The organism is Paenibacillus xinjiangensis (assembly GCF_059686975.1).
The window spans coordinates 53,230-68,832 of the sequence record NZ_JCAALS010000004.1 but is presented as its reverse complement, the minus strand read 5'-3'; the positions used below and the strand labels follow the sequence as shown (position 1 = coordinate 68,832).

Below are 15,603 nucleotides of genomic sequence, written 5' to 3'. Positions count from 1 at the left end.
GGTGTTGATATACGAATGATGTATTACATTATGGACAGAGGGGGATTTATGAATGAAGCTACGAGTTGTTCCGACACTTATAACTGTTGCAGCCTCCGTTCTGATCTTGTTTGGAGGATGGCTTCTCTATAATCAAGTTGCGATTGATGCACCATTACAAAAAGCGGTTAAAGAAGTGGACGGTATTGTCCAAGCGGACACTCCCATTCTAGATAAAGAAGTTGTTTCTATCCAATTAACGTTGGAGCCTGATGCGAACTTGAAGTCTATATATGATTCAATTAATGAAAAAGGCAAAGATATAATCGGCACTAGGGAGCTGCAGCTTACTATTAAGGACCCAGATTCCAGTGTACGATTAGATCAAATCTGGTCTTCGGCATTATTCGATGTAGCACAGGCGATGGAAACCAAGCAATACTCAGATATACCAGCTTCCTTAGAGCAGTTAGCTGAGCAATATCAAGGTGTTCAAGTTGTTACAGATATGGATGATAAGAATGTATATATTACGTTAAAAGATGATTCTGCATCGAAATACGTCGTGCTTCCTCGTGTACCAGCACAGCTGGAGGTGTCGACCTATGCTTAAATATTGGAAAGAAATGCTGGTCGGCTTCGTACCTGTTCTATTAGCGTTCTTAATGTACACGGGCGTTAACATTGTTCCGTTTCTAATGCTTGCTGTATTGGGTGCAGTGGTGTTATTCGCTTCTCGTGGGGGAAAAACACGAATGACTGCAGCTCAAGGCTCCAGAAAATCGTCTGAGCTGAAGAAGGTTTCTCTAACCTTCGAACAGATCGGAGGGCAGGAACGTGCGAAGCAGGAGCTTATAGAGGCTCTCGACTTTCTTGTGAAGTATGAAGAGATGAAGAAGCTTGGCATTCGTCCTATGAAAGGCATTCTGCTGACCGGACCTCCGGGAACAGGTAAAACCTTAATGGCTAAGGCAGCCGCACACTATACAGATTCTATTTATCTGGCTGCTTCGGGCAGTGAATTTGTGGAAATGTATGTAGGTGTAGGGGCAGGCCGCATTCGTGATTTGTTCAAGGAAGCTAGGCAAAAAGCGAAGAAGGCAAACAAAAGCAATGCGGTTATTTTTATAGATGAGATCGATGTAATTGGCGGTAAGCGGGATGGCGGTCAGCATCGCGAATACGATCAGACTCTTAATCAGCTGCTTACAGAAATGGATGGCATCCGGTCTGACGAATCACCGCGTATTCTGATTATTGCAGCTACGAATAGGAAGGAAATGCTGGACAGTGCGCTCCTCCGACCAGGCCGGTTCGACCGTCATATAGGCGTAGAGCTTCCTGACAAGAAGGGACGTCTGCATATCCTTACTCTTCATGCTGCGAATAAACCGCTTGATTCCTCAGTTGATTTGGACAAAATTGCAACGGAATCGTTCGGATTCTCTGGCGCCCAGCTCGAAGGGGTAATGAATGAGGGTGCAATCTATGCCTTGCGTGACAATAGCGCTGCTATCATGGAGCACCATCTGGGCATGGCCATTGATAAGGTCATGATGGGTGAGAAGACTGACCGCGAAGCAACCAAAGAGGAGCGCGAGCGTATTGCGCTTCATGAGCTAGGTCATGCTATAGCAGCTGAGATTGTTCGCCCTGGCAGTGTGTCGCAGGTTGCGCTGTCCCCGCGTGGGCAAGCGCTGGGCTATGTTCGCCATAATCCGCAGCAGGATCAATATTTGTATACACGAGAATTTTTGAATGGACAAATTATGATTGCTCTGGCGGGGGCTGCTGCTGAAGAGATGTTCTATGGTGATCGAAGCACGGGCTCTCGCGGCGACTTCGATCAAGCGATGAATATCGTTCGGACTTTGGTCGAGTCGGGCTTAACGGAGCTTGGAATTATTGATTCGAAGATGATGACACCTGATAGCTGGGCCACCATTAACCGCTCAATTCTCGATGATCTGATGCTTCGGACGAAGACCATGCTGGAAGCGAAGCGCTCGGTATTCCTCCAAGCATTAGACGTAGTTATCCGTGAAGAGACCATCAGCGGCAAAGATTTCCGTGATTTGCTTCACAAACTCTCGAATATCGCTTAAAATGTCACAATTTGAAGGCGGACACGTTGTCTGCCTTCTTTTTTTTCTGAAAATCGTTATAATAAAGAAGAGTATAAATATAAAGAGAATGTTTCTCAATAAACATCAAGAGAAACAAAACAAGGAGAGAATCATGTCTATCAAAAAAGTAGGAGTAATTGGAGCCGGTACGATGGGGCAAGGTATAGCAGAGATGCTTGCTTCTAATGGCCTGGACGTCTATCTAATGGAGCGTTCGTCAGAGCGTTTGACATACGGCAAAGAAATGATCGAGCTTAGTCTGGAAAGACAGATCGAGAAATGGGCACTTACACAGTCAGAGAAGAAGCTTATTCTCAACCGTATTCATCTGTGTGAGAACTACGACAACCTTGCGGATTGTGAACTCGTTATTGAATCGATTACGGAGGATCTTGAGAGCAAGAAGGCCGTATTCGAGCAGGTTGACCGTATTTGTCCTCCAGATGTGATACTGGCGAGCAATACGTCAACACTTAGCCTAACTGAACTGGCAAGTGTAACGAAGAACCCGGATCGGGTTATCGGTACGCATTTTATTTATCCAGTATCTAAGATCGACCTAGTTGAGATTGTTCGGGGACTCAAAACCTCAGAGGATACATTCGTCAGAACGAAGCAATTCGTCGAGGAAGTTATTCAGAAAAAAGGGATTATGGTGTTTGAATCACCGGGCTTTGTAACTTCCCGGCTTATTTGTCTGCTGATTAATGAGGCGCTTCATGTTCTGGAAGAAGGCGTTGCATCGGCTGAAGATATCGACAATGCGATGAGAATTGGATATTCATTCCAGCATGGTCCGTTCGAGATGGCTGACCGTTTCGGATTGGATTCTGTTCTAGCAGCACTTGATCGGATGTTCCGTGAATATGGTGAGCTGAAATACCGTCCGTCAATCGTGCTGAAGAAGATGGTTCGCGCTGGCAATCTTGGTGTCAAAACAGGCGAAGGATTTTTCAAATATGATAAGGATGGGGACCGAATCTAATGATAGTACTCGTAATTAATGCAGGCAGCTCTTCTTTGAAATATCAATTGTATAACATGAAGGATGAATCGGTGCTTGCAAGCGGCAGAGTAGAGCGGATCGGCATGGATTCCTCCATCGTTACGCATGAGCCACCGGACAAGCCAGAGGTGCGTGATGTTAGTGAAATTCTGGACCATGTGACTGCCGTTAAAAGAGTAATCGATATGCTGACACACCCGGAATATGGTGCCGTTGCATCGATGGCTGAGATTCAAGCAGTCGGTCATCGCGTTGTTCATGGTGGAGAAGTATTCCAGAGCTCTGTACTTGTTACTCCTGACGTGAAGCTTGAGATTCGCAAGCTGTTCGATCTTGCGCCGCTTCACAATCCAGCTCACATGATGGGCATAATGGCGGTTGAGGCGAATATGCCTAACGTGCCGCAGGTGCTTGTATTCGATACAGCCTTCCATCAGTCGATGCCGAATACCTCGTATTTGTATCCTATTCCAACGGTACTGTACAGCAGACACAAAATTCGCCGTTACGGCTTCCACGGTACTTCTCATCAGTATGTGAGCCAACAAGGCGCTGAGCTGCTTGGACAATCATTGGAGTCCCTCAAAATGGTCTCTTGCCACATTGGCAATGGTGCTAGCTGTACCGCTATCTTGGATGGCAAATCATTGGATACGAGTATGGGAATGACACCACTGGAAGGTCTCATGATGGGAACACGTAGTGGAGATATCGACCCTGCAATCGTACCGTTTGTTATGAATAAAGAGGAATTGACATTGAATGAGGTTAATTCCATGCTTAACAAGCACAGCGGAATGCTTGCTGTTTCCGGCATCAGCAGTGATATGCGCGAAGTAACGGAAGCGATGGATGAAGGCGACCGTAAGGCGAAGCTGGCATTTGATATGTATACTTATCGTGTGCGCAAATACATCGGTTCTTACGCTGCTGCTATGAATGGCATTGATGTATTGGTCTTTACAGCAGGCGTCGGTGAGAATTCATCGGTTCTTCGTAAAGCAGTATGCGAAGGACTTACTTTCCTTGGCATTGAGCTTGATGAAGCCCGCAATGCAGAACGCAGCAAGCAAGCTCGAGTCATCTCGACTGCTGCTTCCCGTGTGAAAGTGCTTGTCGTTCCGACGAACGAGGAGCTGTTGATTGCGCGTGATACCTACACGATTGCTCAAGAACAAGCTTAAAATTCGATGAAGCCTTAACATTATGAGGTAGGAGGGATGAGAATCGTGAGCAATGACGACATGTGGAAAGCTTATTCACGCGGCATGGCTGCTGTAATGAATGAGGGAGGCGTGCATGTGTCGGCGCTGCTGCTGCGCTCTTATCGCCATCTGGATTTATCCGATACGGAAGCCATGCTGCTGCTGCAGCTTATGCTGTTTCGTGAGTCGGAGGGAGTTGAATTCCCGACTCCTGAACAATTGGCAGAACGGCTCGGAACAACTGTACGGTCCGTTGAACAGCTGCTCGGACGATTGATGAAGGATGGTTTTCTCGCTATTGACGATCAATTCGATTCTTTATCTGGCATTCAGTCTGAGCAATATAATTGGAGTGGATGGCTGCTGAGGGCAGCTGAATGGGCTGCACAGGAGAAGCGTGAGACGAGGAAAGCGGAGCGTCAGCCTGTGAAGCGTGGGACTGCAGATCCGACGAACTTATTTTCTGTTTTTGAGCAAGAATTCGGCAGGCTGCTGTCTCCAATGGAATGTGAGACGATTAGCAGCTGGCTCGATCAAGACAAATATCAGGATGAGCTGATTCGCTTCGCTCTCAAAGAGGCTGTATTCTCTGGCAAACTGAATTTCAAGTACATCGATCGTATCCTGATTGATTGGGGTCGCAATCGAGTGACCAATGCGGATGAAGCGAGAGTGCATTCACAGAAATTCAGAGGCGTGCGTGGTTAGCTTGATCTATGACAAAGAGGCAGTGCTATGTGGCACTGCCTCTTTTGTTTGTTACCGGGTCAATTAAGAATGCCTACTGCGCGATTTCTAATCGAATAATTTCTGCGGCCTTGAAGCTCCCGTTGCTTGGACTAATATCCTCCGGCTTCATGAGCGTAATTCGAATGAGATCTCCCTTGGAGAAATCTTCGAATTGCAGGGAGCTTCCTTCTTGCTCCTTCAGTGTAGTATCGCTAGTTATTGCGATATCGCATAAGTAACCAATTGCATTGATATCTCCAGTCTTATTCCGGTTTACCTCGTCCGAGCAATTCACAAGGAAGCTGCCTTGGTTAATCGTATCAATCGTTTCCTCGAATAAGCTTACCTTGCTGCAAGCTGTCAGCATCAAGCTTAGTAGAATGACTATTACGGTTATCTTTTTAATATCCATCGCCCCCTAATACTACGGTACAGCTGCTTATGAATTAGACGGCTCCGGTTCAATTATAGTTGCAAAAGCATATTCGAGAGCTGCGTCTTAACTGACCGCCAACGTGTGATAAACCCAACACACTCGTAATTAAACCCTCCCGCCTCAAATAGCGAAATTACTTTCGCTGCTGGCGAACCTCATTTCGCTCATTTACAGAGAATAATTGCTTCACAGGAGGTTTAAACGAATCAGTTGCTTCTACAGCTTGCGCGATGGCTTGCGTGCGAACAATATACGGGCAGCGTGAACGTGTGGGACACCAGAGGAGCTGCAAGGGAAGCGGCAGCTGTAAGAATCAATGATATCCCAGTCTTGATAGTGCTCCAGCATCTCATTGTCCCCATATAAATATTCATTCGTCCCCCAATCCGGAGCGAGAGGCAAATCATCCTGATGGGTAAAAGCAAATAGAGCATGAATGCCGCCATCGGAAGTTATAGCCTTGAGTCGTTCGAACTGACGATTGCGGAGCGATGGCTCCAAATACTGCAAAGCTCCGATGGAATAGACAACCTCAAACTCCGATACAAGTTCATCTTTCTCCTTGAGCAGCCATTCATTCATATTGGAGCAGATTGTTGTAAGTTCCACGCCAGCACTAGATGCAAGCTCTAAAGCCTTCTGAAGCCCGTTAGAGCTAATGTCGAATGCTGTCACAACCATACCCTGCTTAGCAAAATAAACACTGTCACGGCCCTCTCCGGCGCCGAGATCAAGTAATCGCAGGCTACTGGAGTCGTTCGCAAGCAACTGTCCGTTGTTAAGTCTGCTTACGAGTTGTACAGCAAGCTCATTCGGCTCTAATCCCCACACATAAGAGTCCTGCTTGTACATGTCATCTAATTGCTCCTTGTTCATCTCATAACCTCCTCCTAGCTGAATTGTTTTACTGCAATAAGCAATGAGATTCTGTCTTCCACATGATCGAATACGATGGAATAGCCATGCTCCTGCAGCCAAGTAAGCACGCTCTCATGGCATGGCAGCGCAGAGTTGCTAGAGGTGGGAGGGAAGAGGGATTGCTGTACTGCTTGCGGCTGAATATCGGTAATAACGATTCTGCCTTGAGGCTGAAGAACGCGATCCATCTCTCTAATGGCTATGAGCTGCTGGGATGCATTCAAATGCCGTATTACGAAGCTTGCGGCTACAAAAGAATAGGCTTGAGCTGCGATCGGCAAGGCCAGCATATTACCAAGCTTCTGCTCCACATGCGGCAGTCGACTGCGCAGCACGGCAAGCATCTCGGCAGATTGCTCAATGACACACATTCGAGCGCCTGCTGCAGTTAGCTTCACTGTAAGGTTGCCTGTGCCTGCACCAAGCTCAAGTCCATGCTCACCCAGTGCAGGATCAATCCAATCGACCGTCCGGCGATGCCCTTCCTCATACTGGTGCGGTGTTAGTTCAGCGGCTAAGGCAGCCTGCGGTGCAGATTGACCATAACGAAGTGCAAGCTCATCATAATCCCATTCATCCTTCCAAGCCGAACGCATTGTCCGAATATGCTTAAGTTGGCCAGCAAGCTGTTCTGCCAGCTCAAGCTCCGGAACCGACTGCTGCTGCCAAGCATCAATTGTATGCTCCAGTGCTTGCAGCTTCTGTGCTGAGGCGAGCCATTCCTCGTATAACAGAGAACGAGCTTCATCTACCTTGCGCAAGAAAGCCGCTTTATCCTCGATAACGCTCAGCGCATCAGCTGTCGTGTGAATGGGCATGCCAAGCTCCCTAAGTGCAACGATCCACTTCAAACGGTTCATATCGTCATCACTATACTGGCGGTAACCGTTGTCTTTGTCTTTGACGGGGTGGATAAGCCCCTTCTCCTCATAGAACCGCAGTGTTCGAGGTGTAATCCCAAGCCGTTGAGCTGCTTCATGAACCTTCAATTCTATCACCCCTATATATGATCATGAACGATTACGTAACGTTAAGGTCAACACCCAAATGACATATTAGCTTCAAAAAAAAGACCGAGCCTTAAGCGTAAGCCTCAGGTTCGGTCCTCGGTGCCTTATTTTCTTCCGTTCAACAGTTCCCAGCGATACACATATTCGAAGATGAATTCGAATGCTTCCAGATGGCGCTTCGCTTCAAAGGCATTCGCCCCCCAAGCATAGATCCCATGCTTACGCAGCAGAATGCCAGGAATACGCTCGACTAATCGCTCTGTGACCTCCGGTACGATGCGGGCAATCTCTGCAAAGTTGGAGACGATAGGGATATCGATGTGGGCTTCCTCATCCCAAATATTAAGTCCTTTAATCAGCTCTACGCCATCGACCGGTACTGCTTTGCGATCCCAGAACCATTCTGAAATTACGCTATTGTACACGGAATGAATATGGAAAATAGCGCCAGCGCCAGTCAGCCTGTAAATCTCATTATGGATCAGCGTTTCAGCAGAAGGCTTGAGGGAGGTTGCTTCGCATGCCTTGCCATCCTGATCGACGATAAGATAATCCTCCGGTGTATGTACCGTCTTATCTTTGCCGCTTGCCGTTATAGCGAATTGGAACTCTTCAGGCGTATAATCACCAACGCGAATGGAGAGGTTGCCGCTTGTTCCAGGGAACCAGCCGCGTGAAGCGAAGAGCTCCTTCACTTCACGAAGCTCAGCGAATGCTTGCTGCTTCTGTTCTAATCTTACATCTTTATATGCCATGGATGATTACGTCCTTTCCTGATCGAGCTTGCTAATAATATCGTGGAAGCTGTCGAACTCATGATGCGGCAGACCAAGCTCCTGGCATTTGACTGTCAGAATGGAGCGGGAGAATACAAGATCAGCCAGCTTGGCGCCTTCAAAATCGGTCACGCTGTCACCGATCAGAATACGTTCATATTGGTCTACTGGGAATCTGCGCATAATGGTCGTTTTGCACATGCCGCAGTCATTCGTACAGCTGCCGTCACAAGGATTGGGCCATGTAATAGCAATAGTGTCTCCGCTGAAATCACTGCCATTGCAATAGATATGATCTTGAGGAATGCCGAACTGCTCAAGAATAGGGAAGACGAAGAAGTCTATGCCGCCGCTCGTCACATAAAACTCAATATCATGGTTAGCGCAGTATGCCAGCAAATCGGCAAACCCTTCACGGATACGGGCATTATTGATTCCATAGTCAACGACTTCCTGCTTCATTGAGGTAGGAAGAAGATGGAACATTTGTCCAACCCCGTCACGAATAGAAATCTGCTGTGAGAGAACTTGCTCTGCGATAGACTCCCAGCCTGGCGGGTTGAAATGGCGTATAATCGCGATGATATTATCATTAACGGTAATCGTACCGTCAAAGTCACAGAAGATGATGCGTTTCTTAGCTGTCAATGTCATTCCTTAATCCCCCATGCGTCTATCGCTGCTTGCAGCGGTTCATTACCTGGCTGTGCTGCCGCTTCTCTAAGCGGAATACCTTGTGTAGCTGCTGAGATGGCGATACGGAAGGCTTGTCCGCCAGCTGCTGTCCCCATCGGATGTCCGTGGATGCCGCCGCCTGCATTGACGACGACATCATGTCCGAAGTCACGCAGAATAAGAGGCACGAGCCCTGGATGAATACCAGCAGATGGAACAGGGAAGCTGGTCCGTAACGTGCTCGATGGTGCCAGCAATACGTCCTTCACGGCTAGATTCTCTTCCCGAGGCATGACGACTGAGCCGTAAGGAGAAGGGAAGAGAACCAGATCTGCACCTGCCAGCCTCATCAGCTTGCCCAGTAGTACGGATGCGCTTATCCCATAATGCGGAGAGGGATAGAGAGCACCAGCCATTGCTGGATGTGCTGCGATAGGAACGTTAATCGAAGCATCCTTGCTCAGCTCATGCAGAACGTCATATCCGTAAGCCAGCACATTGAACAGCAGGGCATTGGCACCAGCAGCGATTGCTTTGCGTGCCTGCTCGGCCAGCTTAGACGTAGGTCCGGTCAAATTGACCGCATACAGAAGCTTTTGGCCAGTTTCCTGTTGAGCGTGAGCTGCCGCTTCCATGCACGCCTCAACACGTTTCTCAAGCGGAGTCAATGGATTCTCGAACAGAATTTCATCATCCTTGATTAAGTCAACGCCGCCAAGGGCTTGCTTATAGAACTGGTCCTGAAGATTGGCTAAATCATGACCAACAACGGATTTGAAGATGCTCATAAGCAATGGACGATCATGTACACCAAGCAAGTCGCGAACGCCGTTAAGGCCGAAGGCGGGGCCAGGGAAAGCAGATCCGAATTCCTCAGAAACATCGATATCGATGAGCTTAATTCGTCCATCCATGGACAGCTTGCCGAAGATCGTCACGAGCAGGGCAGGAATATCGCGGCTGAAGTTGATGTCTGGGTAAGCGATCCGAATATCGGCATAGCGTTCTCCATCTGCTGGTTCATGAACTTCAACAGATAAGACTTTGCCCAAGTGCTTCTCCATCTCGGCTTTGCGCGCTTCAGGAAGCTCCGTCCAGCTTCCAACCGTCAAGCCGACAGCTATGGATAATGCTTTTTTATGAAAATCAGCTTTCTCATCGAAGCTGCGGTATGTTGCTATGCATACTTGGCTCATTGCTGTATACTCCTCTCAATTTCGGCACCGATTTCACCGGCTCTCTCGGCTGAACGGAGCATTCCTTGTACGACAGCCTCAGAGAAGCCGTGTCGATCCATGGTTTCAATAGCTGCTTGTGTTGTGCCATTAGGTGAAGTGACTTTCCTTCTCAGATCAGCTGGCTCCTCACCAGTTGATTTGATCATCTCGACTGCGCCCAGCATGGTTTGTACGATGAGCTCCTTGGCAGCATCAGGCTGGAGACCAAGCTTGCCGGCTGCCGTCATCATCGCTTCCATGAAGTAGTACACATATGCGGGACCGCTGCCCGACACGCCGACAATCGAATCCTGAAGAGCTTCGTCTACGACAGTAGTAATACCTACGGATTGGAAAACAGCTTCAGACAGCTGCTTCTGTTCAGGTGTTACAGTACTTGAATAGCTGATGCCGGTTACGCCTAAGCCAATCGTGCTGGACGTATTCGGCATTGTCCGGATAATAGGCAGCTGTCTGCCAAGCAGTCTTTCAATGGATGAGATAGAAAGGCCCGCAATGACCGAAATGATAATCTGCTTCCCCAATATATAAGGCTTAATGGCTTCAAGAGCTGCGGGAGCATCCTTGGGCTTCATCGCCAGAAATATGATATCTGCTTGCTGAAGAAACTGCTCGTTACTCGAACCGCTCAGAATCGTTTGAATGCCATAACGTGAGTTAAGCTCGTTAAGGCGATCAGCATTCTGACGATTCAACATAGAAATATGTGCAGGCGAGGTCAGCTTCTGATTAATAATTCCCCGTACAATAGCTTCAGCCATTGACCCAGCCCCGTAGAAGCAGAGCTGCAGCGATTGAATGCTGGGCGCCGCTCCCGTTTCAGTTGATAATTTCATAAATAACAATCCTCCAGCCTTGTAGTGGTTTCCTATTCAAGATCAGACGCTTATCCGCGGATCTGACCGTTTCCGTATATCCGGTATTTCGTAGATGTTAGGGCAGGAAGTCCCATCGGTCCACGAGCATGCAGCTTCTGTGTGCTGATGCCAATCTCCGCTCCAAATCCGAATTCGAAGCCATCGGTGAAGCGAGTCGAAGCATTATGATACACAGCCGCAGCGTCTACCTCTTGTAAGAAGCGGTCGGCGTTATGTGTATCAGTCGTTACGATACATTCCGAATGCTTGGTACCGAACTTCCTTATGTGTGTTAAGGCTTCATCTAAGTTTGCTACAATTCGAATATTTAAAACATAATCACTATATTCGGTTGCGAAATCCTCTTCCGTTGCCAGTACCGCTTGAGGGATTCGCGTAACGGTGTTCTCACACCCACGCAGCTCAACACCTGCTGCAATGAACTTATCTGCAAGCTGAGAGAGATGACGGTCAGCAAAAGCTTCATGAACAAGCAATGTCTCCATCGAATTGCATACCGATGGACGTTGAACTTTGGCGTTGAGGGCTATTGCTTCTGTCATCTCATAGTCAGCACTTTCATCAGCGAACGTATGGCAGATACCAGCTCCTGTCTCAATGACTGGAACGGTTGCGTTCTCAACCACATTGCGAATAAGTGAAGCTCCGCCGCGAGGGATAATGACATCGAGTAGACCATTTAGCTTCAGCATTTCGTTGACGGAAGCGCGATCTGAATCTTCAATCAGCTGGATAGCATCAGATGGAACATCCGTAGCCTTCAGCGCTTCCTGCAAGATACTGATGATCTGACGATTGGATTCCAGAGCAGCAGATCCTCCACGAAGCACAACGGAGTTGCCAGTCTTCAAGCATAGGCTGGCAGCATCAACAGTAACATTCGGACGAGCTTCATAAATCATACCAATAACACCAAGTGGAACTCTTGATTTCTCTACATGAAGACCGTTCGGACGGTCGAATTGCTCGAGCACCTCGCCAACAGGGTCTGGAAGATCGACAATGAGACGCAGGGCATCAGAGATAGAGCGGATACGAGTCTCATCGAGAGCAAGTCTGTCCAGAAGGGAAGAGCTTGTGCCTTGCTCACGGCCATTCTCAAGATCCTTCTTATTCGCTTCAATTATAGAAGACTGCTGGCTGATGAGTGCATCTGCCATGGCTAATAAACCGATATTTTTTTGCTCAGTGGTAAGTTTATTCATTGTACTCGCTGCGGCTTGCGCTAATGCTGCTTTTACTCTAACCTCGCTGTTCATTCACACAACCTCCTGTTTATATTGCTGAATAGACTAATTTAATGAGATCCATTCATCTCGATGAATGACTTCAATGCGGTTGACATCAACACGGCGCCGTACCTCTTCGGTACTGAGGCCAGCAACAGCCTGAACCTGCCAAGCATCATAATTGACTACACCACGTCCAATGGTCTGACCGCCTTGACTAACAACCTCGACGACATCGCCATGGTGGAAGTCTCCAATACTCTCACGAATGCCGGCAGGCAGCAAGCTCTTGCCGCCTTGCAGCAGAGCGTTCTCTGCACCTTCATCGACGAAGATACGCCCTTGAGGCATAGAGTGGAAGCCAAGCCACTGCTTCTTCATCGGCAAGCTTTGAAGCTGAGTATCGAAGTAGGTACCGCGTCCCGTTCCGGCTGCTGCAAGACTTAGATCGCCAGGCTGCTGCACTTTGCCGATGAAGGTGCGAACGCCGCCCCGCATTGCTATGCGAGCTGCTTCAATCTTGGAGCGCATACCGCCAGTACCGACAGAGGAGCCTGCGCCGCCAGCCAGCTTCATAATATCTTCCGATATTTGATCAACTCGCTCAATCTTGACTGCGAGCGGGTTCTTACGAGGGTCCTCAGTATATAAGCCGTCCATGTCTGTAATAATAACAAGCTGCGAAGCCTTGGTCATCGTAGCAACGAGTGCAGATAAGTTGTCATTGTCGCCGAACTTTATCTCGTCCGTTGCGACCGTATCATTCTCATTAATGATAGGAATCGTCTTAAGACGAAGCAGCTCTTCGATAGTCATTAGAGCATTCTGGATACGCTTGCGATTGGAGAAGTCAGCACGGGTGAGCAGAATTTGCGCAGCGCCGATCCCATGTTGACTGAATGCTTCTTGGTAAGCCTGCATGAGCAGTGCCTGACCGACAGCCGCCGCCGCCTGCTTCTCATGAACGGCCTTTGGCCTTGTGGCATAGCCCACTTGGCGGAAGCCCGCAGCTACGGCACCCGAGGTAACGAGAATGACCGTGCTGCCTTCCTTATGCATAGCAGCAAGCTCTGCTGCGAAATATGCGATCCGTTCGCGGTTTAACCCGCCTTCTTCCGATGTAAGAGAGCTGCTTCCGATTTTTACAATGATTCGTTCCGCCATAATCTGATCCCTTCCCATATCTTGACAAAATAAAAAGACCTTCGTCCAATAAAGGACGAAAGTCTGAGCTTCCGCGGTACCACCTTTGTTGACCGAATGTCCATAAGACATGCAATCCAGCTTAAGCCTTGTAACAGTAGGCGCTGTCCGGCTCATCACCGGCCGTTCGGGGGAAGGGTTCAGCGAGCGATCGAGGTAAATTCTTGCAGCCTAAGGAATTTACTCTCTGTCCACGATCTATTCAAGCTTACTAGTCCCGTCATCACGTTTGGTGTTTAATTAATGTTAGCATATCATGATCTGGGATTGCTGTAAAGCAAGGCAGGTGAAGGGTTTATACGCTTTTATTACAACATAAAAAGACAGGCTGGGTTCATACGCCCAGCCTGCCATTACCTTAGAATAAGCCTAGCTTGCCAATCCGCTCGACAGCTTCAATGAGCCGTTCCTCACTCGTCAGCAGTCCAAGACGGACATAGCCTTCACCGTGTGATCCGAAGCCTACGCCTGGCGCAACCACTACATCGGCCTCATACAGTACCAGATCCGCAAAGGACTCGGAGGTATAGCCAATCGGTACTGGGAGCCAGACGAAGAATGAGCCGCCTGGGCGATCGGTCTTCCAACCGATGCGATCCAGAGCACCGAACAATGCTTCACGCCTGCTCTCATACATGGCGTTCAGCTCGGTTACACATTGCTGAGGTCCAGTCAATGCAGTCGCAGCTGCTTCCTGGATACCACCGAACAGGCTGCAATAATAGTGGTCCTGGATCAGGTTGATCAATGACACGATCTCAGCATTGCCGATTGCGAAGCCTACACGCCAGCCAGCCATGTTATAGGATTTGGATAGGGTATAGAATTCAATTCCAACTTCCTTAGCTCCTGGCGTCTGTAGGAAGCTGATTGGACGCTTGCCATCGAAGCCAATAGCGCCATAAGCGAAGTCACTTGCTATTACAACGCCGTTCTCCTTAGCGAACTTGACCGTTTCCTCGTAAAATTCAGAGGTAGCAACAGCGCCTGTCGGATTGTTCGGATAGTTCATGAACATGAGCTTAGCACGTTCTAATGCATCAGCACTAATTGCCGAATAATCTGGCAAGTAGCTCCGGTCAGCTGTAAGCGGCATGAAATGCATCTCTGCTCCAGCAAGCGCCACCCCTGACCAATAATCCGGGTAACCAGGGTCAGGAACAAGACACACATCACCTGGATTAAGCAAGCATTGCGCAATCTCGACAAGACCGGTCTTGCCACCGAATAGTATTGCGACTTCACTAGCAGGGTCCAGATCTACATCGTAGTCTTCTTTATAACGCTTAGCGACCGCTTCTTTCAGGAAGGCGTAGCCACTGAATGGTGGATATTTATGGTACATCGGATTTGCTGCGGCCTCCTGCAGCTTCGCAACAATATGCGGCGGTGTCGGCTGGTCGGGGTTTCCTTGTCCCAGATTGATGACATCCCGTCCTTTAGCTGCTTGTGCATTAGCTTTGCCTACGAGCTTGGCGAAAAACTGTGTAGGCAGCAAAGACATCCGATCCGCTGGTTTTATTACATGATTCCCAATTTGTGTTTCCATTCATTCACACTCCACAATAGCTCTCTAATTTAAACGACATTAGCTTAAATGTAGCATGTAAAAACCTTTTATGTCGAGTACATTAGTCGGCATGGCGCAGGAATGAGTCAGACGTCTCGCTAGGCTTAGGTTGCTGGCAGACCGACTTTTTGAATAAATGGCTTGATATCAGCTGAGAACAGGAGCAGGTAAGGTCTGCGTTTCTCATCAAATACGAGCAGAAGCGGCGGCTTGCCATCGCAATAGAACAAGAACACTTCATCCGTTGCGAAGTCAAGCTCATTAATCTTAATAGCTGCAGGCTTCTCAAGCGGTATACGGTAGACATAGCTGCAGCTCTCGTCATTCGTTAATTGCGGCGCAAGGCCTGTGATGGAACCAATCCAGCTGGAGGCATAATCCTGAAATTGCTTATCATTGGGCGTGGATAGAACCACTTTCCCTGCTTTCACGTCGAATACTTGAACTGGCTTGAAGGTTGCCTCAGGAGCTTCTTGTGCGGCTTGTGCGAATGGGGCTGAGGCATAGAAGGATAGAGAGCAAATTATGAGCAGCATGGCTGCTAATCGGTTTAGATGCATGAGTTGTAATCTCTCCTTTGGTCGAGTTGATAAAAGCTTCTCGAATAAGATTCCCAACTTGACAC

The 15,603-nt window shown here is 48.3% G+C and carries 16 protein-coding genes; 5 read left to right on the top strand and 11 right to left on the bottom strand.

The genetic code is table 11. The features are described from left to right. The first annotated feature begins 52 nt into the window (after nt 1–52). The 5 genes from AC6ESP_RS05520 to AC6ESP_RS05500 all read left to right on the top strand — a co-directional run bounded on the left by AC6ESP_RS05520 (nt 53) and on the right by AC6ESP_RS05500 (nt 5,024). A complete protein-coding gene (locus tag AC6ESP_RS05520; RefSeq protein WP_497095689.1) occupies nt 53–592 on the top strand; it encodes a hypothetical protein in 540 nt (179 codons plus the stop codon). Beyond that, the gene (locus tag AC6ESP_RS05515) at nt 585–2,084 is read left to right on the top strand and encodes an AAA family ATPase (protein ID WP_497095688.1); all 1,500 of its coding nucleotides are present in this window, start codon (nt 585–587) and stop codon (nt 2,082–2,084) included. The genes AC6ESP_RS05520 and AC6ESP_RS05515 overlap by 8 nt, the downstream gene beginning before the upstream one ends. 133 nt (nt 2,085–2,217) lie before the next feature. Then, nucleotides 2,218–3,090: a 3-hydroxyacyl-CoA dehydrogenase family protein gene (locus AC6ESP_RS05510; RefSeq protein WP_497095687.1), complete on the top strand. Its 873-nt coding sequence runs from the start codon at nt 2,218–2,220 to the stop codon at nt 3,088–3,090. Further along, the gene (locus AC6ESP_RS05505; RefSeq protein ID WP_497095686.1) at nt 3,090–4,295 is read left to right on the top strand and encodes an acetate/propionate family kinase; all 1,206 of its coding nucleotides are present in this window, start codon (nt 3,090–3,092) and stop codon (nt 4,293–4,295) included. Before AC6ESP_RS05510 ends, AC6ESP_RS05505 begins: the two co-directional genes overlap by 1 nt. Before the next feature lie 45 nt (nt 4,296–4,340). Beyond that, nucleotides 4,341–5,024 carry a DnaD domain protein gene (locus AC6ESP_RS05500; protein ID WP_497095685.1) on the top strand — a complete coding sequence of 228 codons (684 nt, stop codon included), beginning with the start codon at nt 4,341–4,343 and terminating at the stop codon, nt 5,022–5,024. Between the two features lie 73 nt (nt 5,025–5,097). On the opposite strand, the gene AC6ESP_RS05495 is transcribed toward AC6ESP_RS05500, so the two are convergent. From AC6ESP_RS05495 to AC6ESP_RS05445, 11 genes are all read right to left on the bottom strand, one after another. After that, nucleotides 5,098–5,457 carry a hypothetical protein gene (locus AC6ESP_RS05495; protein WP_497095684.1) on the bottom strand — a complete coding sequence of 120 codons (360 nt, stop codon included), beginning with the start codon at nt 5,455–5,457 and terminating at the stop codon, nt 5,098–5,100. A 240-nt stretch (nt 5,458–5,697) separates the two neighbouring features. Beyond that, a complete protein-coding gene (locus AC6ESP_RS05490) occupies nt 5,698–6,357 on the bottom strand; it encodes an SAM-dependent methyltransferase (RefSeq protein ID WP_497095683.1) in 660 nt (219 codons plus the stop codon). A 14-nt stretch (nt 6,358–6,371) separates the two neighbouring features. After that, the gene (locus AC6ESP_RS05485) at nt 6,372–7,388 is read right to left on the bottom strand and encodes a MerR family transcriptional regulator (RefSeq protein ID WP_497095682.1); all 1,017 of its coding nucleotides are present in this window, start codon (nt 7,386–7,388) and stop codon (nt 6,372–6,374) included. A 125-nt stretch (nt 7,389–7,513) separates the two neighbouring features. Next, on the bottom strand, nt 7,514–8,164 hold the full coding sequence (mtnB, locus tag AC6ESP_RS05480; RefSeq protein WP_497095681.1) for a methylthioribulose 1-phosphate dehydratase: 651 nt from the start codon (nt 8,162–8,164) through the stop codon (nt 7,514–7,516). Between the two features lie 6 nt (nt 8,165–8,170). Then, complete coding sequence (locus tag AC6ESP_RS05475; protein ID WP_497095680.1) at nt 8,171–8,839, bottom strand: 2-hydroxy-3-keto-5-methylthiopentenyl-1-phosphate phosphatase; 669 nt, start codon at nt 8,837–8,839, stop codon at nt 8,171–8,173. Beyond that, nucleotides 8,836–10,056 (bottom strand): 2,3-diketo-5-methylthiopentyl-1-phosphate enolase, encoded by a 1,221-nt coding sequence (locus tag AC6ESP_RS05470; RefSeq protein ID WP_497095679.1) that lies wholly within the window; start codon nt 10,054–10,056, stop codon nt 8,836–8,838. Before AC6ESP_RS05470 ends, AC6ESP_RS05475 begins: the two co-directional genes overlap by 4 nt. Continuing rightward, a complete protein-coding gene (gene proC / locus AC6ESP_RS05465; protein ID WP_497095678.1) occupies nt 10,053–10,934 on the bottom strand; it encodes a pyrroline-5-carboxylate reductase in 882 nt (293 codons plus the stop codon). The genes AC6ESP_RS05470 and proC overlap by 4 nt, the downstream gene beginning before the upstream one ends. A gap of 50 nt (nt 10,935–10,984) precedes the next feature. After that, a complete protein-coding gene (locus AC6ESP_RS05460; protein WP_497095677.1) occupies nt 10,985–12,235 on the bottom strand; it encodes a glutamate-5-semialdehyde dehydrogenase in 1,251 nt (416 codons plus the stop codon). 33 nt (nt 12,236–12,268) lie between these two features. After that, nucleotides 12,269–13,369 (bottom strand): glutamate 5-kinase, encoded by a 1,101-nt coding sequence (gene proB / locus AC6ESP_RS05455; protein ID WP_497095877.1) that lies wholly within the window; start codon nt 13,367–13,369, stop codon nt 12,269–12,271. Nucleotides 13,370–13,766: 397 nt separating this feature from the next. Continuing rightward, nucleotides 13,767–14,957: a pyridoxal phosphate-dependent aminotransferase gene (locus AC6ESP_RS05450; protein WP_497095676.1), complete on the bottom strand. Its 1,191-nt coding sequence runs from the start codon at nt 14,955–14,957 to the stop codon at nt 13,767–13,769. Nucleotides 14,958–15,082: 125 nt separating this feature from the next. Beyond that, entirely contained in the window at nt 15,083–15,538 is a 456-nt protein-coding gene (locus AC6ESP_RS05445; protein WP_497095675.1) for a hypothetical protein, read from the bottom strand. Between the last annotated feature and the right edge of the window lie 65 nt (nt 15,539–15,603).